The sequence below is a fragment of the Janthinobacterium sp. SUN073 genome, from assembly GCF_030397665.1.
Classification (GTDB): domain Bacteria; phylum Pseudomonadota; class Gammaproteobacteria; order Burkholderiales; family Burkholderiaceae_D; genus Janthinobacterium.
This window is the reverse complement of the sequence record NZ_JAPUBT010000005.1, coordinates 120020-138824: the sequence shown is the minus strand read 5'-3', so window position 1 is coordinate 138824 and position 18805 is coordinate 120020. Positions and strand designations below refer to the sequence as shown.

Annotated in this window: 14 protein-coding genes; 6 read left to right on the top strand and 8 right to left on the bottom strand. The window is 60.8% G+C overall.

Annotated elements, in window-relative coordinates:
• Positions 1-164 precede the first annotated feature (164 nt).
• Positions 165-1535, top strand: coding sequence for an HD domain-containing protein (locus tag O0882_RS15640; RefSeq protein ID WP_289949378.1), 1371 nt, complete (start codon positions 165-167; stop codon positions 1533-1535).
• A gap of 32 nt (positions 1536-1567) precedes the next feature.
• On the opposite strand, the gene O0882_RS15635 is transcribed toward O0882_RS15640, so the two are convergent.
• From O0882_RS15635 to O0882_RS15620, 4 genes are all read right to left on the bottom strand, one after another.
• The gene (locus tag O0882_RS15635; protein WP_289949376.1) at positions 1568-3298 is read right to left on the bottom strand and encodes a methyl-accepting chemotaxis protein; all 1731 of its coding nucleotides are present in this window, start codon (positions 3296-3298) and stop codon (positions 1568-1570) included.
• A gap of 344 nt (positions 3299-3642) precedes the next feature.
• Complete coding sequence (locus O0882_RS15630; RefSeq protein ID WP_099763360.1) at positions 3643-3855, bottom strand: hypothetical protein; 213 nt, start codon at positions 3853-3855, stop codon at positions 3643-3645.
• A gap of 78 nt (positions 3856-3933) precedes the next feature.
• Positions 3934-4437, bottom strand: a complete 504-nt coding sequence (locus O0882_RS15625; RefSeq protein WP_289949372.1) for a DUF2939 domain-containing protein — start codon at positions 4435-4437, stop codon at positions 3934-3936.
• 125 nt (positions 4438-4562) lie between these two features.
• Positions 4563-5009: a DUF2939 domain-containing protein gene (locus O0882_RS15620; protein WP_289949371.1), complete on the bottom strand. Its 447-nt coding sequence runs from the start codon at positions 5007-5009 to the stop codon at positions 4563-4565.
• A 112-nt stretch (positions 5010-5121) separates the two neighbouring features.
• Here O0882_RS15620 and O0882_RS15615 point away from each other — a divergent pair, with 112 nt between their 5' ends.
• Positions 5122-5961 (top strand): hypothetical protein, encoded by an 840-nt coding sequence (locus O0882_RS15615; RefSeq protein ID WP_289949370.1) that lies wholly within the window; start codon positions 5122-5124, stop codon positions 5959-5961.
• 15 nt (positions 5962-5976) lie between these two features.
• Entirely contained in the window at positions 5977-8196 is a 2220-nt protein-coding gene (locus O0882_RS15610; protein ID WP_289949369.1) for a penicillin acylase family protein, read from the top strand.
• Positions 8197-8208: 12 nt separating this feature from the next.
• Here O0882_RS15610 and O0882_RS15605 read toward each other — a convergent pair whose 3' ends face one another.
• Positions 8209-9390: a PLP-dependent aspartate aminotransferase family protein gene (locus tag O0882_RS15605; RefSeq protein WP_289949368.1), complete on the bottom strand. Its 1182-nt coding sequence runs from the start codon at positions 9388-9390 to the stop codon at positions 8209-8211.
• Positions 9387-10766: a cystathionine beta-synthase gene (locus tag O0882_RS15600; protein ID WP_289949835.1), complete on the bottom strand. Its 1380-nt coding sequence runs from the start codon at positions 10764-10766 to the stop codon at positions 9387-9389. Before O0882_RS15600 ends, O0882_RS15605 begins: the two co-directional genes overlap by 4 nt.
• Before the next feature lie 301 nt (positions 10767-11067).
• Here O0882_RS15600 and O0882_RS15595 point away from each other — a divergent pair, with 301 nt between their 5' ends.
• Both O0882_RS15595 and O0882_RS15590 read left to right on the top strand, forming a co-directional pair.
• Entirely contained in the window at positions 11068-11616 is a 549-nt protein-coding gene (locus O0882_RS15595; RefSeq protein WP_034755172.1) for a thymidine kinase, read from the top strand.
• 210 nt (positions 11617-11826) lie between these two features.
• Positions 11827-13623: a CHC2 zinc finger domain-containing protein gene (locus tag O0882_RS15590; RefSeq protein ID WP_289949367.1), complete on the top strand. Its 1797-nt coding sequence runs from the start codon at positions 11827-11829 to the stop codon at positions 13621-13623.
• 4 nt (positions 13624-13627) lie between these two features.
• Here the strand turns inward: O0882_RS15590 and O0882_RS15585 are convergent, their stop codons facing one another.
• Together O0882_RS15585 and O0882_RS15580 are read right to left on the bottom strand one after the other, a co-directional pair.
• Complete coding sequence (locus tag O0882_RS15585) at positions 13628-13900, bottom strand: DUF2007 domain-containing protein (protein WP_289949365.1); 273 nt, start codon at positions 13898-13900, stop codon at positions 13628-13630.
• Positions 13901-13951: 51 nt separating this feature from the next.
• On the bottom strand, positions 13952-15922 hold the full coding sequence (locus O0882_RS15580; RefSeq protein WP_289949363.1) for a Cache 3/Cache 2 fusion domain-containing protein: 1971 nt from the start codon (positions 15920-15922) through the stop codon (positions 13952-13954).
• 520 nt (positions 15923-16442) lie between these two features.
• On the opposite strand from O0882_RS15580, the gene O0882_RS15575 reads away from it, so the two are divergent.
• Positions 16443-18710, top strand: coding sequence for a carboxy terminal-processing peptidase (locus O0882_RS15575; protein ID WP_289949362.1), 2268 nt, complete (start codon positions 16443-16445; stop codon positions 18708-18710).
• Positions 18711-18805 lie beyond the last annotated feature (95 nt).

The window sequence follows — 18805 nt, the reverse complement described above, 5'->3', positions numbered from 1 at the left end:
TGTGCCATGCGATGTTGTTGTGTTGCCACATCATGGGATGGCATCTTGCCTGCCAACTGCTGGGCGCGGCGCATGCACAAACAATGATGTCGCCACAAGGTAGTTACAGGCAAGATCTCGCGTAGAATATAATTTATTGCAAATTAGAAACTTATATTTCTACCATGTTAATGCTATCCGCAAGTGCGCCGCCCGTTGACGGCATCCGGCTTTCCGAACTGATCGCCGCCCTGAGCCAGGCCCTGGACATCACGGAGGGACAGCCAGAAGGCCATTGCATTCGCTGTTGCTGGATCGGCATGCACGTGGGACGCGAACTGGGCATGGCGGATGAAGACCTGTGGAATCTGTATTACACGCTGCTCCTCAAGGACCTGGGCTGCAGCAGCAATGCAGCGCGCATCTGCGAGCTCTACCTGACGGACGATCTGGCTTTCAAACAAGGCTTCAAGACGGTGGGCGACAGCCTGCCGCAAGTACTCAAATTCGTCCTCAAGCACACGGGACTGAAGGCGGGCCTGGCCGAGCGCTTCCGCGCCGTGATGACGATCTTGCGCGACGGCGCGCACATCGCGCAGGAGCTGATCGCCACGCGCTGCCAGCGCGGCGCCAACATTGCGCGCCTGCTGCGCTTTCCGGAATCCGTGGCACAGGGCATCTACAGCCTCGACGAACACTACAATGGCCAGGGCAAGCCCGACAAACTGGCAGGGCAGGCGATTCCCCTGTTTTCGCGCATTGCCCTGCTGGCACAGGTGATCGACGTGTTTCATACGGCCGATGGGGCGCGCGCCGCCCATGCCGAGGTGCGCCAGCGCGCGGGCAGCTGGTTTGACCCGCAACTGGTGCTGGCGTTCGAACGGGTGGCGCAGTCGGCCGCCTTCTGGTCGATGTTGCGGTCGCAGGACATTACGGCCGCCGTGGCGGCGCTGGAGCCGGCCAACCGTTGCGTGCCGGTGGACGAGGATTATCTCGACGACATCGCTGCCGCGTTCGGTCAGGTGGTCGATTCGAAAAGCCCGTACACGAGCGGGCACAGCGCTCGGGTAGCCTTGTATGCGGACATGATCGCCGAAACCTTGGGCGTGACGCCGGAGCGGCGTCGCTGGCTCAAGCGGGGTGCTTTGCTGCATGACGTCGGGAAACTTGGCGTCAGCAATAGCGTGCTGGACAAGGCCGGCAAACTCGATGCGGATGAGTGGCTGGCCGTGCAGCAGCACGCACACTATACGGAAACGATTTTGTCACGCATTGATGCGTTTGCCGAACTGGCTGTCGTGGCAGCTGCGCACCATGAGCGGCTCGATGGCAAGGGCTATCCGCGCGGCTTGACGGCCGACGACATCAGCCTGGAAACGCGCATCATCACCACGGCAGATATTTTCGACGCCATCACGGCCGACCGGCCATATCGGGGGCCAATTCCCATTCCGAAAGCGCTCGAGATCATGGCCGAGACCGTGGGCACAGCCATCGACGCGCAGTGTTTTGCCGCCTTGAAAGTGGCGCTGGCCGGCTTGCCCGATCTCGCGTAGCCGCAGAACGGGTGCCTGACGGCGTGATCTGCTTAAAACTCTTCCCAATCGCCGGCCGTCACGGCTTCCACTTGCGCCGCACGGGGTTTTGCCGGCGTGGCCTGGCGCTTGACGGTGCTGCTGGCCGCCGTCGGTACCAGGCGCAGCGGCTTGTGACTGGCGCGTGCAGGTGCCGTCGTGCGTGCGGGGGCCGCCACATGGCTGTCATGCGTCTTGAAGATGCTCACGGTTTGCACCAGGTGGCTGGCCTGGTCGCGCAGCGATTCGGCGGCCGCCGCCGCTTCTTCCACCAGCGACGCGTTTTGTTGCGTGACGCTATCCATCTGGCTCACCGCCTGATTGATCTGCTCGATACCGGCGGACTGTTCCTGGCTGGCCATCGTGATTTCAGCGATGATGTTGCTGACGCGGGCGACGCTGGCGACCACCTCGGACATCGTCGTGCCCGCCTGCGCCGCCAGCCTGGAGCCCGCATCGACACGGCTGACGGAATCGTCGATCAGCGCCTTGATTTCCTTGGCCGCGCTGGCGCTGCGCTGGGCCAGGCCGCGCACTTCGGTCGCCACGACGGCGAAGCCGCGGCCCTGTTCGCCGGCCCGCGCCGCTTCCACGGCGGCATTCAGGGCCAGGATATTGGTCTGGAAGGCGATGCCGTCGATGACGCTGATGATGTCGACAATCTTGCGCGACGATTCGCTGATCAGGTCCATCGTGCCCATCACTTGCCCCACCACGGCGCCGCCCTTGCTGGCGACGTCCGATGCGGTCGTGGCCAGCACATTGGCTTCGCGGGCATTGTCCGCATTCTTGCGCACGGTGCTGGTGAGCTCTTCCATCGAGGAAGCGGTTTCTTCCAGTGAACTGGCTTGTTGTTCCGTGCGCATGGAAAGATCGTTATTACCGGTGGAAATCTCCGCGGCGGCAAGGGACACCGTGTCGGAATCCTGGCGGACGGATGAGACTACCGAGGTCAGCGACACTTGCATGCGTTGCAGCGCCGACAGCACGCTGGCCGTATCGTTCGCTGCGACGCTGAGTTTTCCTGTCAGGTCGCCGCTGGCGAGCAAGCTGACGGCGTCGCACAGCTGGCGCGGTTCGGCGCCCAGCGCCTTGAGCAAGTGACGCGTGATGAGCCAGCCCGCCAGGGCCGCCAGCACGATGGACAGCAAGCTGGTGCCGATGAGGATATTCCGGTTGCTGATATAGCGTTCGTTATCTTCCTGCAGGATGATGGCGGAGCGCTGGTCCGTCAGTGCGAAATATTCATTGCTGGCGGCAACGAGGGCGGCCAGCAGCGGACGGCATTCCTCGTTCATCTTGACGATGGCTTGCTCGTTTTTCTTTTGCAGCGCCAGGTCCACGATGGCCAGCGCCACGGGAGCATAGCGTTTTTCGATGCTGTCGATCTTGTTGATGATGACGCGCACCTCGTCCGATACACCGGGCTTCTGTGCCAGCTCCAGCAGGCGCTGCATGTTCTTGACGACATCGGCGTGCGCCTGCAAGACGTGTTGGCGTTCGGTTTCCAGGTCTTCCGGCTTGGTGACGAGCACCAGGTTCCTGGCCGCCACGGCACGCATGTCGATCGCGTCACGCACGCGGTGCGCCGTATTGGCGCGCGCCATGATGCCGTTGACATACTGCTCAAAGCCCGTGTTAAAGGTAGAAAAACTCCGCACGGACAGGATCGAGATGCCGATGAGGAAAAAGACCAGCAGGCCAAAAGCCAGAGTGAGCTGGGTGCGTACGGTGAATTTATCCATGATGTCTCTCCCAAGATACGTGATAAAGATTAGAAAGGGTGCTTGCGCGGAACGGGTGGCAGGCGCTTGCCTGGCAGCGTGTCGCGCCCTACGCAGGGCTTCTCTATCCAGAACACGGATTCGTGGTGTGAGGATCGTGCTATGTAAAAACCGATTTCAATAATAAAATTCGGTATTTGTTTTATTTGTTGAAATCATTGTGGCACACAAATTTTCGTAAATCAATCAGATTTTGCGTGCCAAAAAACAACTATCTAGCATGGATGGCCAATGCCGGGGGCACTGGCCGGCGAGACGGTCAAGCGGCCAAGGGCTTGAAGGTCGTTGGCCCTGGCGGTCCGTGATCAGATGGGAAACGCGCCCGCGCCCGATACATTCAGGCAGGCGACCTTGTCGCTGGAAAAATACTTGATTTGTCCCAGACCGATGGCGTAGCAGCCATCGCTGAGCGGGGAAATGGGGCCGGTGAGTTTTTCGCCGCTGACCAGGGTCACCACCCAGGGCGTGGTGGCCGGTTTGCCCGCGTGGGCCAGGGCGTGTTGTACCAGGTCTGACATGCTGCCTCCGTTGGAAATCAAAACCCGATGATAGCAGTGTCGAACAGCTGCTGTATGCCGATACGCCGGGCCCGCGCCTTACGCGTCGGCCAGCAGATTCTTGGGCAGCGCCACCGACACCAGTTTCCAGCGCCACAGGCCGTCGCGCGTCAGGGTCAGCTCGCCGATATGGCTTTTGCTGTGGGCGCGCTGCACCACGACCTTATCCCAGGATATGTAGCGCAGCTTGTAGTCGGGTTTGGCATTGCGCTTGCGGCCGCTGATGTCGCTGACCTTGGCGATCGGCTTTTCGTAGCGGTCATTGAGCTTCATCAAGGCGACGATGCCTTCAGGCATCAGCATGGTATCGAGCAAGGGATCGATGACGTCGGCGCTGATGTCGTCGGCCACCTCCGGCGCCGAGAACAGGGCATGCAGTTGCTGCCCCAGGCTGCCGCGCAGCTGTGCCAGGTCGATTTGCGCAGCCAGGGCCTGGGTATCCTCGTCCATGGTTGCCGCGCGGATCTTGTTCATGGTGAAATACGGGCTGCCATAGAAGGCGCCGGCCAGCGCGACCAGTGCCACTAGAGCGAGAAGCAACATTCTTTTCATCGTGCAATCTCTCGGATGCCTGGCGACCCGGTGCGCCTGAAGTGTTGGCATTCTACATAATATTTCCCAAAATCAATATGACGGTTTAGGTAAGTGTTGTTTTAGATCAAGTTTCGTCAGAGTAATTCCGGCGGCAAGGTAATATCCGTCAGTTTCCAATCCCAGATGCCATGCCGGCGCAGCAAAAACTGGCTGGCGGCGGGGCCGGCGCCGCTGCGCCGCAGCACCACTTCGTTCCACGAGCGGTACGCCATGCCGAAGTCATGGCGCTTGCCATCCGCCCCTTGCTTGCCGTGCAGGATCAGTACCGTGATGCCGGGAGGCGAGACGATGGTGTCGAGCATTTCCTTGAAGTCCTCCTCGTTCGCCGTTTCGCCGGCCACCCGCAACTGGCGCGCCACGCTGGCGCGCACGGCGGGCAAGTCCGCCTGCTGCGCGAGGTTTTCCAGGCGCACGGATTTCGCCGCGATGCTGATGCGGTACATGGCGATGTAGGGGCTGACCCAGGTGAAGCCGATGGCGGCGACGCTAAAAATGATCGCGGTGGCGTACTTTCTTTTCATGGTCCGTGTTTTTGTATGAGCTGTGCCGCCGTGATTTTACCCGGCCAGGGGCGGTGGATGGTGTAGCATTCGTGCCGGCGCGGACCATCGCGCCGCATTATTGAGGACAACCATGAATATCACTATCAATCAGGTGCTGCAGTCGTATATCGACCCGCTCACCGCCAGCGAGTACGCGGCGCTTGAGCGCAGCCTGCTGGCCGAAGGCTGCCGCGACGCGCTGGTGCTGTGGAACGACGTGCTGATCGACGGGCATAACCGCTACGCCATCTGCCGCCAGCACGGCATCGAATTCAAGACCATCCAGAACACCAGCTTTACCTCGCTCGACGACGTCATGCTGTGGATGATCGACAATCACCTGGCGCGCCGCAGCGTATCGGACTTCCAGCGCGGCGTGCTGGCCTTGCGCAAGAAAGAAATCGTCGCCGCGCGCAGCCCTGCGCCCGTCAGCGCGGCTGATGCGCCGGACGGCGAAAACGCGCCGAAACCCCCCATGAGCACGCGCGAAGAGGTGGCCAAGGCGGCGCGCCTGAGCAGCAACCAGATCAGCCAGATCGAAAAAATCCAGAAGGCGGCGTCGCCGGAGCTGGTGGAAGCGGTCCGCTCGGGCACGATCTCGATCAATGCGGCGGCCACCGTGGCGTCCCTGCCGCCGGAAGAGCAGGTGGCAGCCGTCGCCGGCGGTAAAAAACTGCTGCGCCAGGCGGCCAAGGAAATCCGCGAACAGCGCGCCGCCACGCGCACGCCGCGCGAGCCGAAAGCGCCTCACGTGTCGCAGGATACGCCGGAAACGGGCAACGAACCATGGGCCGAGAATGCAGCCCAGGCACCGTCCGAAACGGAACGCTTGCGCGGCGAGATCGCCAGCCTGAAACAGAAGGTGGCGCAGTTGCAGGCGGAAAATGTGGAACTCAATCAGCGCATTGCCGCCCTGATCGACGCATCCTGACTATTGGAGTAGTGCATGCCAGCTCGCCGTGCCCTGTTCGCCGCCATCGTCTGCGGCGCCGTTGCCGCTCCCCCGGTGCTGGCGGCGCCCGCCGTATCTGTCACGGACATGGCCCGCTGGCAGGCGCAGGCCGCCAACGTCAGCATCGCGCGCGACACCTGGGGCATTCCCCATGTGACGGGCAAGAGCGATGCGGATGCCGTCTTTGGCTTGATGTATGCGCAAGCCGAGGATGATTTTCCCCGCGTGGAATTGAACTACATCAATGCCATGGGGCGGCTGGCGGAGGTGGAGGGCGAACGGGAACTGTACCGCGACCTGCGCATGAAGCTTTTCATTAATCCGCTTGAGCTGCAGGCGCAGTACGGCGCCAGCCCGCCGTGGCTGCGCAAATTGATGGACGCCTTTGCCGATGGTCTCAATTTTTACCTGGCCACGCACCCGCAGGTGAAACCAAAGCTGATCGCGCATTTTGAGCCGTGGATGGCCTTGAGTTTCAGCGAGGGCAGCATCGGCGGTGATATCGAGTCCGTCAACCTGGCGCAGCTCGAAGCGTTTTATGGGCAGCAAGCCATGCCAGCCGCCGTGGCGCTGGCCAGCATCGATGCCGGGTTGGCGTCCGGCTTGGACCCCGAACCGAGCGGTTCGAACGGCTTCGCCATTGCGCCCGCCATCACGAAAAATGGCCATGCGCTCTTGATGATCAACCCGCACACCTCGTTCTACTTCCGTCCCGAAGTGCAGGTCACCAGCGGCGAAGGATTGAACGCATACGGCGCCGTTACCTGGGGCCAGTTCTTCGTCTACCAGGGTTTCAACGAGCGCCTGGGCTGGATGCATACTTCGGGCGGCGGCGACGTCATCGATGAATACCTGGAAAGCATCGTCGACCGTGATGGTGTATGGTTCTACCGCTATGACGGCGCGCTGCGCCCCTTGAAAACCGTGCCGATTACCGTGCCATATAAACTGGCGAGTGGCGCCATGGGCTCGAAAACCATCATCGTCTACTACAGCCACCATGGTCCCATCGTGCGCGCACAGGATGGGCGCTGGGTGGCCGTGCGCCTGATGCACTCGCCCATGAAGGCGCTCATGCAATCGTACACGCGCACCAAGGCGCGCGACTATGCGGCCTTCTACAAGACGATGGAACTGCGCACGAATTCGTCGAACAATACGGTATATGCGGATGCGGACGGCAATATCGCCTATTTTCACGGCAATTTCATCCCCGTGCGCGATCCGCGCTTCAACTGGAAGCAGCCCGTCGACGGCAGCGACCCGGCCACGGAATGGCAAGGGTTGCACACGGTGGCGCAAACCATCACCCTGTTCAATCCGAAGAATGGCTGGATACAGAATACGAACAACTGGCCGTATTCGGCGGCAGGCGCGAACAGCTCGCGCCAGCAGGACTATCCGGCCTATATGTCCGTGTATGGCGAGAACGCGCGTGGCCTGCATGCCGTCAAGGTCTTCCAGAATAAAACGGCTTTCACGCTCGACAGCCTGATCGCCGCGTCCTACGACAGCGAACTGACGGCCTTTGAAACCTTGCTGCCGCCGCTGTTCGCGGCCTGGGACGCGCTGCCGGCCGGCGATGCACACAAGCTGGCGCTGGCCGACAAGGTGGCCTTGTTGCGGTCCTGGAACTGGCGCTATGCGCTCGACTCCACAGCGACCTCGCTGGCCGTGTTCTGGGGCCAGGAACTGGCCGAACTGGTTGGAAAGCAGGCACGCGAGCAGGGCGTGCCGGTGGTCGACTTCATGGCGACGGAGGAGGTCACGGCGCAGCAGCGCCTGGCCGCGCTGGCGACGGCGGCGAATAAACTGCAGCGCGATTTCGGCCACTGGCAAACGCCGTGGGGCGAAATCAACCGCTACCAGCGCCTGACGGGCGACATCGTGCAGCCGTTCGACGATGCGCAGCCCAGCTTGCCCGTGCCTTATGCGTCGGGCAACTGGGGCGCGCTGGCCGCGTATGGCCAGAGCGGCAAGAGCACCACGAAACGCATCTATGGCGAGCGTGGCAACAGCTTTGTGGCGGCGGTGGAATTCGGCCCGCGCATCAGGGCGAAAAGCATCCTCGCCGGCGGCCAGAGCGGCGATCCGCAGTCGCCGCACTTCCGGGACCAGGCGGCCATGTATGCGCGCGGGGAATTCAAGGAGGTGCTGTTTTATCCCGAGCAGGTGGAACAGCACCTGGAGCGCAGGTACCACCCCGGAAAATAGCAGCCGAGCGTATCAAATCGCATCAAGCGCCGTGCGCAGGTCATGGCGCAAATCCTCGATATCCTCGATGCCCACCGACAGGCGGATCAAGCCGTCGCCGATGCCCAGCTTGGCCCGCTGTTCGGGCGGGATGCTGGCGTGCGTCATCAGGGCAGGGTGCTCGATCAGGCTTTCCACGCCGCCCAGGCTTTCGGCCAGGGCGAACACCTCGCAGCGCTCCAGGAAGCGGCGCGCGCCGGCCAGGTCCGTATCGAGGTCGATCGAGATGATGCCGCCGAAGCCATCCATCTGGCGCTGCGCCAGCGCGTGTTGCGGGTGCGAGGCCAGGCCCGGATAAAACACGGTTTTCACGTCCTTTTGCTGTTCCAGCCACTGCGCCAGGGCCAGCGCGCTTTCGCAATGGCGCTGCATGCGGATGGCCAGCGTCTTGATGCCGCGTAAGGCCAAAAAGCTGTCGAACGGCCCGGCAATCGCGCCCACCGAGTTTTGCAAGAAGCCCAGCTGCTCGCGCCATTCGGCCTGGCGTGCTTCCGCGCCGACGATGGCGATGCCGCCGATGATGTCCGAGTGGCCGTTCAGATACTTGGTGGTCGAGTGGACGACGATATCGAAGCCGTGCTCCAGGGGGCGCTGCACCAGCGGGCTGGCAAAGGTATTGTCGGCCACGGCGATGATGCCCCGTGCGCGGCAGATGTCGGCGATCGCGCGCAGGTCGGCCAGTTTCAGCATCGGGTTGGTGGGTGTTTCCACCCACACCATCTTCGTTTCCGGGCGCAGCGCGGCCAGCAGGTTTTCCGGATTGGTCAAATCGACATACGTGAATTCGTGGCCGGCCGAGCGGCGGCGCACGCGCTCAAATAAACGATAGGTACCGCCGTACATGTCGTCGCCGGCGACGATGTGGCTGCCCGCATCGAGCAATTCCAGCACGGACGAGATGGCGGCCAGGCCCGAGGCGAACGCGAAGGCCGCGCTGCCGCCTTCCAGGTCGGCCACGCAGCGCTCCAGCGCCCAGCGCGTGGGATTGTGCGAGCGGCCGTAATCGAGGCCCTTGTGCACGCCGGGACTCTCTTGCACGAAGGTGGAGGTGGCGTAAATGGGCGGCATGATGGCGCCCGTCGACGGGTCGGGCGACTGGCCGGCGTGGATGACCCTCGTGGCGAGGTGGCTCTTGCGGGTGGTTTCTTGGCTCAAGATAGTGTCCTGCGTAAGTGGTTGAGAAGGTCGAAGCGGGTGATCAGGCCATAGAAGGCGTCAGCGTCCGCGACGACGGCCGTCAAGCCCCGGTCCAGGGTGGCGCGCAGGGCGGGTAAACCGCTTGATGGCGCCAGGGTTTCGATCTGCGTCGTCATGGTGGCGCCCACCAGGCCGGCGAAATGGGCGGCGTCGCCGGAAACGTGCAGCAGCAAGTCCGATTCATCGAGGATGCCGACCAGCTGGCCGTTATCGATGACGGGCAGCTGCGCCAGGTCGCTGGCACGCATGCGGTTGAAGGCGGTGAGCAGGGTGTCGCCCGGCGCCACGCTGACGACGTCGCCCTCGTCGTAGCGGCGTCCGATCAGGTCGCGCAAGTCGCCCGAGAGCGCCCGCTGCAACAGACCCTGGTCGCGCATCCAGCCGTCGTTGTAGACTTTGGATAAATAACGCGTCCCCGTGTCGCACACGAACGTGACGACGCGCTTCGGCGTGGTCTGTTCGCGGCAGTATTTGAGCGCGGCGGCCAGCAGGGTGCCGGTCGACGAGCCCCCTAAAATGCCTTCGGCGCGCAGCAGGGCGCGCGCGGAATCAAAACTTTCCTGGTCCGTGATGGTGTAGGCTTTAGTGACGCTGTCCATGTCGGCGATAGCCGGAATAAAATCTTCGCCGATGCCTTCGACGGCCCACGAGCCGCTCGTGTCCGACACTTTGCCCGTATCGATGTATTCGGTGAGAATGGAGCCTTGCGGGTCGGCCAGCACGAATTCCAGCTTCGGCTGCGCCTTGCGGAAGTAGCGCGTCAGGCCCGTCAGGGTGCCGGACGAGCCGACGCCGACGACGATGGCGTCCACGTCATGCCCGCTTTGCTCCCAGATTTCGGGCGCCGTCGTCGTTTCGTGGGCCAGGGGATTGGCGGGATTGTTGAACTGGTCGGCGAAGAAGGCGCCCGGCAGGTCGCGCGCCAGGCGTGCCGCGTAATCCTGGTAGTACTCGGGATGGCCCTTGCCCACGTCCGAGCGCGTGGTGTGCACTTCCGCGCCCAGGGCTTTCAGGTGCAGCACTTTTTCCGTCGACATCTTGTCGGGCACGACTAAAATCACGCGGTAGCCCTTGATGCGGCCCACCAGGGCCAGGCCGATGCCGGTATTGCCGGCCGTCGCCTCGACGATGGTGCCGCCCGGCTGCAGGCGGCCGTCCGCTTCGGCCGCTTCGATGATGGACAGGCCGATGCGGTCCTTGATGGAACCGCCGGGATTTTGCGATTCCAGTTTCAGGAACAGCTGGCACAGGCCCGTGTCGAGCCTGGTGACTTCGACCAGTGGAGTATTGCCGATCAGCGTGTATAGCGCTGGCGGCTGGGATGGGGATGGCATTCGATCATTCATGGTGGCTCCTGTCAGAGAAACAGCCGCTCAGGATTGTGTCCCGAGCAGCCTTCCGTGCCGCGCAGTGTAGGCGGGTGGACGAGTGCGGCGAACGAATGTTTATATGCTTGCATATGCGCCCTGCGCATATAGTCGGCAAGGTGCGCGATGCGAGTATGCGCCGTTTTTTGTCCCCTTGCCGCGCCAAAGGCAGGACTATTAAGCTGCCGCAAGTCCTTCATTGCGATTTATAATCACGCCTCGAAAAGATACTAAATAGTATTGAAATTACTCAGACAGGCAGGCGGCAGTGGCAAAACTTTATTTCCGGTATTCCGCGATGAACGCGGGCAAGTCGACGGCCTTGTTGCAAGTCGCGCACAACTATGAAGAGCAGGGCCAGCAGGTGCGCCTGTACACGGCCGCCATCGACAGCCGCTACGGCGTAGGCCGGGTCACCTCGCGCTTGGGCCCGCAGCGCCAGGTCGATATCTTCCATGCCGACACGAATTTCCTCGACGATATTCCCCAGGTCGCCTGTTTGCTGGTCGATGAGGCGCAATTTCTCAGCACTGCCCAGGTGCAGCAACTGCACCAGCTGGCGCAAGTGAAGGGCGTGCCCGTCATCTGTTACGGCTTGCGCACGGATTTCAAGGGCGAACCGTTCCCCGGCTCGGCCTACCTGCTGGCGCTGGCCGACGATATCGAAGAGTTGAAGAATATTTGTACTTGCGGCAAGAAGGCCACGATGAACATCCGCGTGGATGAACAGGGCCGCCGCATCAAGGAAGGTGAGCAGATCAGTATTGGCGGTAACGAGAGCTACCGCCAGGCCTGCGGGCGCTGTTTCTATTCCTGATTCTATTTCGCCACTGCCCTCTTGCAGGCGGAAATAATGCTAATTACCCTGGCGGCATCGGTGCCAGATGCCTTGCCATCTATCAGGGTATCCCGCAGCTTGGCGATCATCGGCGTTACTCGCTACAGTTTTCCCAAGGGATGTAAGAACTTGTTTGATATTTCAATGTCAAAGTGCCTGTGATCTGGAGCATACGTATTTCAATTTCCCATGATTCCAAAAGTTTACATTGAAAAATTGCTGGCAGCAGCTGATATTGTCGGGATCATTGGTGCGGAGGTCAAGCTGACCAGAACGGGATCCAATTATCATGGCATATGTCCCTTTCATGGCACAGATCATCCTGAAGATGGCGGGGTTCGTCCAAAGAGTTTTAAGGTTTCGCGCGAGAAGAACACCTATCATTGCTTTGTCTGCAATGCGCATGGCTCAGTGATCAATTTTTTTATTCAGCATCGGGGCATTGGCTTTCCTGTCGCAGTGGAGATGCTTGCGGCGTTAGTGGGAGCAGAACCACCTCCTTGCGCAGCGGATCAGGCTGTTATGAAAGCGAAGCGCGAAGCTGTGGCTGAATCGCTGCAGATTGCACTTGATTATTACCAAAGATCGCTGCGTACTTCCCCTGAGGCAATCGCCATGCTTAAAAAAGCTGGAATATCAGGTAAAACCGCTGCGCGGTTCAAAATTGGTTTTGCCCCGGATGGCTGGCAAAACCTTGAAGGGGTGTTCAAAGACCGGTATGAAGAATGCTGCACGGCGGCCGGCCTTGCCGTCGTCAGTAAACACGGCGGAAAAGTGTATGACCGTCTGCGTAACCGGGTGATTTTCCCCACCATGAACGCGCGGGATATTGTGCTAGGTCTGGCTGGACTGGCATTGGCATTTCAGGTGCCAGAGTATTTGCGAACCACAAGCCCGAACAAGAGCAGTAAAAAAGGTGTAAAGGAAAAGTCAGGCACGCTGCATCTGCATGAGGCCAAGGAGAGCATGTTCGGACTCAGCCAAGCGAACAGCAGCATGCATGCCAAGAGGTTTGTGGTTCTTGTGCAAGACTGCATGGATGTGCTGCGTCTGCATGAAGGTGGTATTCAGAATGTTGTGTCATCAGCTGAGGCTGGCAAGCTTAAGCCTGAAAATATAGCACGTCTCTTCCGGCGCACGCCTTGTATTGTTTGTTGCTTCCCTAGCACAAAACGTGGTGCCAATATGGCGTGGAATACGATGAAGATAGTCCTGCCAATGTTGACGGATGCAGTTCAGGTACGTTTTGCTATCCTGCCAGATGAGCAAAGCCCAGGGGACTTGTTGCAAATGGAGGATGGTCGCGAATTGTTCCAGCTGATGCTGAATTCTGCCTTGCCGCTATCGGAATTTTTTCTGCAGGGACTTGCCTCAAAATATCGACTGGATGATCTTGAAGGGAAGGCCAAGCTGTTAAGTGACGCTGATGCGCTTTTAGCGACAATGAGCGCGCCAAAGACGAAGGCACTCCTTGATGAAGCAGTGCGCGAACTTGTCGCTGATCAACTCGAATTGCTGGATTCTGTTGATGAGCATGATCAGTGGCTGAAGAGTGTGATTGCTGCGGCCGGGACAGAGGTGTTGATCGTTTCACCATGGATCACCAATGCGGGCATAAGACGATTTGATCTTTGCGGAATTATCGCCGCAGCGGTAGCACGGGGTGTCCGGATTAGAGTATTTACCGACATCGAATTCAGCCGGGAACGTCGGCGTCTTTATGCATCGGGAGAACGTTCCGATGATGGTGCGGAAGCAGCACTTTTGGCCGCTGGCGCACAACTTCATTTCGTCAATCGTATTCACGGTAAAATCGTTGTTGTTGATACCACAGCGTTATGCATAGGCTCTTTCAACTGGCTCAGCGCAGCCAAGGCTGGTCCTTATCAACGACACGAAGTTTCTGTGGTACACAGAAAAGGCAATATCGCTTTGAGAAAGACCAAGCTGCTGGCCACCATGCAATCACGAGCTTCAGATAGTTAGCCTCTTACTCCACTGCCGGCACTCCCACGTCCGCATCATCCGCCAGCGCCAGATCGCCCCGCTCGAAGGCGGCGAGGATTTCATTGGCGCGCGCCACATCGTGCTCGCGCACCATGACGCGGGCGCCGCCGATGGCGGCCGCCAGCAGCATGTCGGCCTGCATGTGCTGGTCGTCCGTCAGCAGCACATCGATGCCGGCCGCTGCCAGGCAGCCGCGGATGACGTGCGCGTCCGTGGGGATCATCAGCCGGGCTATTAAAACGTAGTCGTCGTGCATGCTCTCTCCTGGCAAGGTGGATTCGTCCCCATCTTAGCACCCCGCATGACCTTACAGCTTGAACACGCCTACCACCTGGTTCAGCTCCTGCGCCTGCTCCTGCAGGGCGTCGGCGGCCGCGGCCGCTTCTTCCACCAGGGCCGCGTTCTGCTGGGTTACCTGGTCCATCTGGGCGATGGCCTGGTTGACTTGCTCGATGCCGCTGCGCTGCTCGTCGCTGGCCTGGGCGATTTCGGCCATGATGGTGCTCACTTGCCGCACACTGGCCACCACCGTGTCCATGGTGGCGCTGGCCTGGCTCACTTGCGCGTGGCCCAGATCCACCGTGCCGGCGGACGCCTGGATCAGATCCTTGATGTCTTTCGCGGCGGCCGTCGAGCGCTGCGCCAGGGTGCGCACCTCGGTGGCGACGACGGCGAAGCCCCGTCCCTGTTCGCCGGCCCTGGCCGCTTCCACGGCCGCGTTCAATGCCAGTATGTTGGTCTGGAAGGCGATGCCGTCGATGACGCCGATGATGTCGGCGATCTTGTTTGAGGAGCTGCGGATGGCGTCCATGGTGCTGGCCACTTGCGCCACGGCCGCGCCGCCTTCGGCTGCCAGGGTCGACGAATCGCGCGCCAGCCGGCTTGCCTGCTGCGCGTGATCGACGTTCTGGCGCACGGTGGAACTGAGTTCTTCCATCGAGGCAGCCGTTTCTTCCAGCGAACTGGCTTGCTGTTCCGTGCGGCTCGACAAATCCAGGTTGCCGCTGGCGATTTCACCGGACGCCGTGGCGATCTGCCCGGCGCTGCCGCGCACATTGCCGACCACTTGCGACAGGTTGTCGCTGATGCGGTTCATGGCGCGCAGCAGGCGGCCGATTTCGTCCAGGCTGGTCGTGTCGAGGTGTACCGTCAGGTCGCCGGCGGCGATTTGCGCGGCGGCCGTTTCTGCGGCGGCCAGCGGGCGCGAGACGAGGGTGCGCACCAGCCAGTACAACAGCAGGGCGAAGATGAGCAGGGCGATGAAGCCGGAAATGGCCAGCTGGTTGCGCAGCTGGCGCGCCTCCAGGGTGATCTCGTCCGTGAACGTGCCGCCCGCGATGATCCATTGCCAATCCTTGAATTGACGGTAAAACAGCTGTTTTTCGCGCGCGCTGGCACTCGTTTCGCCCGGCGCCGTCCAGGTGTAGCGCATGGCGCCGTCTTTTTGCGCCAGCATTTCCTGGATGAACAGGCGGCCGTCGCTGGCCTTGAACTCGAGCGCGCTCTTGCCTTCGCTGTTCGGATGCAGCACCAGGTGGCCATAATTGGCGCCGGGCGCCGTGTCGACGATATAGACGTAGCCCGTCTGGCCGATCTTGACCTGGCGAATCTTCTCTTTCAGCATGGCCAGATTCTTGCTGATATCGAGGCCGATGAACAGCACGCCCACCACCTTGCCGCCCGCATCGCGCACGGGGTCGTATTGGGTGATGTATTGTTTGCCAAACAAGGTGGCCATGCCAACGAAGCGCTGGCCCGCGCGCAGCGGTGCATAGCTCGGGTGGTTATGGTCGAGCTGGGTACCGACGGCCCGTTCGCCATCCTGCTTTTTCAGCGAGGTGCTGATGCGCACGAATTCATCGCCATTGGCGGCAAAGATGGTGGCGATCACGCCCGTCTGCGCCGTGTAGCGGTCGACCAGGGCCGTGTCGAGGTTGAGCACTTTGCCGCCGTTGGCCAGGGCCGGCGTGGCCTTGCCGGCCACAGCCACCATGGCGCCCGTGTCGACCGTGAACGGGCCGGGAAATTCGGCCGCGAACAGGCGCGCGAAGCTGGCCGCCTCGTTGACCATGGCCGTATGGAATACTTGCGTGGTCGTCATGACGCTATTGAGCTCGCTGGTGACGGCCGCTTCGGCGCGCTGTTCCAGTGCGGTCGAGGTGCGGATACCGATCAAGGTTGTCAGGCTGGCGAGGATCAGGCTGACGAGGGCAAACGTGAAGACGGTAATCTTGCCGCCGACACTCCAATGGCGGGGGGAGAAGGAAATTGTAGGCATAGTGTGAGTCTGGCAAAGGGTAATCAGCTCGGCCATTCCTGGTCATGACATGACACGCGGGGAGGGGATCTGGTGGGGGATGCGCTTGAAGCGGAGGCGTGCCCGCTTGGGAGCTGCGCGCGTGTAAGCAAAATTTCAGGGCGCGATGATAGCATGTCGCTTGCCTTTTGTTACTAAGTGTTTCCCGCAGGAATCATTTTTTCGCGTAAAAACATCATCCGCATCAAGGATTGCGAAAGCGGCCTATTGACTTTTTTGATTTCAATGGAACATGTTGATCTTCGTCGCTGGCGGGGGATGCGATTTTTGTCACGAATGTTTCACTTTGTAATGAATGAGACGCGGCCTTTAATCCGCGTTTAAGCTTCCAGGAAGAAACTGATCTTCCATGGGAGACTGCCTGGCCGTATCCTGTAGAATAATATGCAGACCAGTCGTGTATTCCCCTTACTGTCTTGCTGGCTGGCGCATGCATAGCTGCGCCGCCTGGAATTGATTCAACTAATTTTCGGAGAAGCCGATGAAGAAGCAAATGATGCTGGTCACCCTGGTGCTTGCCCTGTCAGCCCACGCTGGCGCAGCCCAGACGGACAAGAGCGCCGCTCCTCCGCTCACCATGAAGCCGCTGGCCCAGCAAACGCAGGCCGCCTTGTGGGCATCGCGCGTCCTGACGCGCGTCCATTACAAGGCCATGCCGCTCGACGATGCCATGTCGGAGAAAATCTTCGACCGCTATTTCAAGTCCCTGGACGCGGAAAAACTGTTTTTCGTGCAGGCCGACATCGACCGTTTCGCCCCGCTGCGCACCAGGCTCGATGACGCCATCATCAATGAAGATCTGACGGCGCCGTTTGCCATCTACAACCTGTACCAGCAGCGTTTCGATGAGCGCATGGCGTATGCGCGTGAATTACTCAAAACCAAGTTCGACTTTGCCGCCGACGAGAGCTACCAGCTCGACCGCGAGAAGGCTGCCTGGCCGAAGAACGACGAAGAAGTGCGCGACCTGTGGCGCAAGCGTGTCAAGAACGACTGGCTGCGCCTGAAACTGGCGGGCAAGGAAGACAAGGCCATCCGCGAAACGCTGGACAAGCGCTATGAGGGCTACACGACCCGTTCGCGCAAGCTCAACAGCGAAGACGTGTTCCAGATCTTCATGAACGCCTATGCCATGTCGATCGAACCACATACCAATTACCTGGGCCCGCGCGCCTCGGACAACTTCGATATCGCCATGCGTTTGTCGCTCGAAGGCATCGGCGCCGTGCTGCAGACGCGCGATGAATACACAGTGGTGCGCGAAGTCGTGCCGGGCAGCCCGGCCGGCTTGTCGGGCAAGCTGAAAGTGGGCGACCGTATCGTCGGCGTGGGGCAGGGCGAAAGCGGCCCCATCACCGAAGTGCTGGGCATGCGCATCGACGACGTGGTGCAATTGATCCGCGGCGCCAAGGATTCCGTGGTGCGCCTCGACATCCTGCCGGCCGACGCCGGCCCGGACGCCAAGCACGTGGTCTTGCCGCTGGTGCGCAAGAAAATCAGCATGGAAGAGCAGGCGGCGAAGAAATCGGTCATCGAAGTGCGCGAGAACGGCGTCAAGCGCCGCATCGGCGTCATTTCGCTGCCGACCTTCTACCAGGATTTCGAAGCGCGCCGCCGCGGCGACAAGGACTTTAAAAGCGCCACGCGCGACGTCAGCCGCTTGCTGGCCGAGTTGAAGAAGGACAAGGTCGACAACGTCTTGATCGACTTGCGCAACAACGGCGGCGGTTCGCTGAACGAAGCCGTCGAACTGACGGGCTTGTTCATCGACAAGGGACCGGTCGTGATGCAGCGCAATGCCGAAGGCAAGGTCGATGTGGAAAGCGATACGAATGCGGGCCTGGCCTGGGACGGCCCGATGGGCGTGCTGATCAACCGCGGCTCCGCATCGGCCTCCGAGATTTTCGCCGCCGCCGTGCAGGACTATGGCCGTGGCGTCATCATCGGCGAAGGCAGCTTCGGCAAGGGTACCGTGCAAACCCTGTTCAACCTCGACCGTTTCGGCGGCAGCGAGAAAGCCCGCTTCGGCGAGCTGAAAATGACCATCGCGCAATTTTTCCGCATCAATGGCGGCACCACGCAATTGCGCGGCGTCACCCCCGACATCAAGCTGCCGGCCATGTCGGACACGGAAAACTTTGGCGAATCGAGCTATGACAATGCCTTGCCATGGGTGGCCATCAAGCCGGCGCCCTACATACCGACGGGCGACCTGAAGGAAATCGTGCCGCTGCTGGACAAGAAGCATGAAGCGCGCGTGGCCAAGGACAAGGATTTCCAGTACTTGCTCGATGACATAGCCCTGGTCGTCAAGCAGCGCAAGGAAAATCAGATTTCGCTCAATGAAACCGTGCGCCGCAAGGAGCGCGATGCCCAGGAAGCGCGCGCCAAGGCGCGTGAAAAACGCCTGATCGCGCAAATTTCGAATCCTGCCGACGACCTGGTGGTGATTCCCGATCCGAAAGACGTGCTGAAGGGCGCGAAAGCGGCCAGCAAGACGGCCAAGCAGATCGCCGCCGTGAAGGGCGCCTTGCGCACCGACGACGGCTTGCAGGGCGACGAGCGGGCCCTGAGCGCCGAACTGGACGCCGAAACGGCCGCCAAGAGTGCCAAGGACGTGCTGCTGAACGAAGCGGCGCGCATCCTGGCCGACGAAGTGGCGCTGATCAAGGCCGATACCCGCATGGCGTCGAAGGTCTTGCCGTATGGCGCGGACATCAAGGCGACGCCGGTGACGGCAGCGAAGTAACGCTTGTTGTGACGTGAAAAACCGGTTCCTTGCGGAGCCGGTTTTTTTTCGTCCCGATCAGTTATCTGTCTGGCGTATTTCTATTATTCCGACAA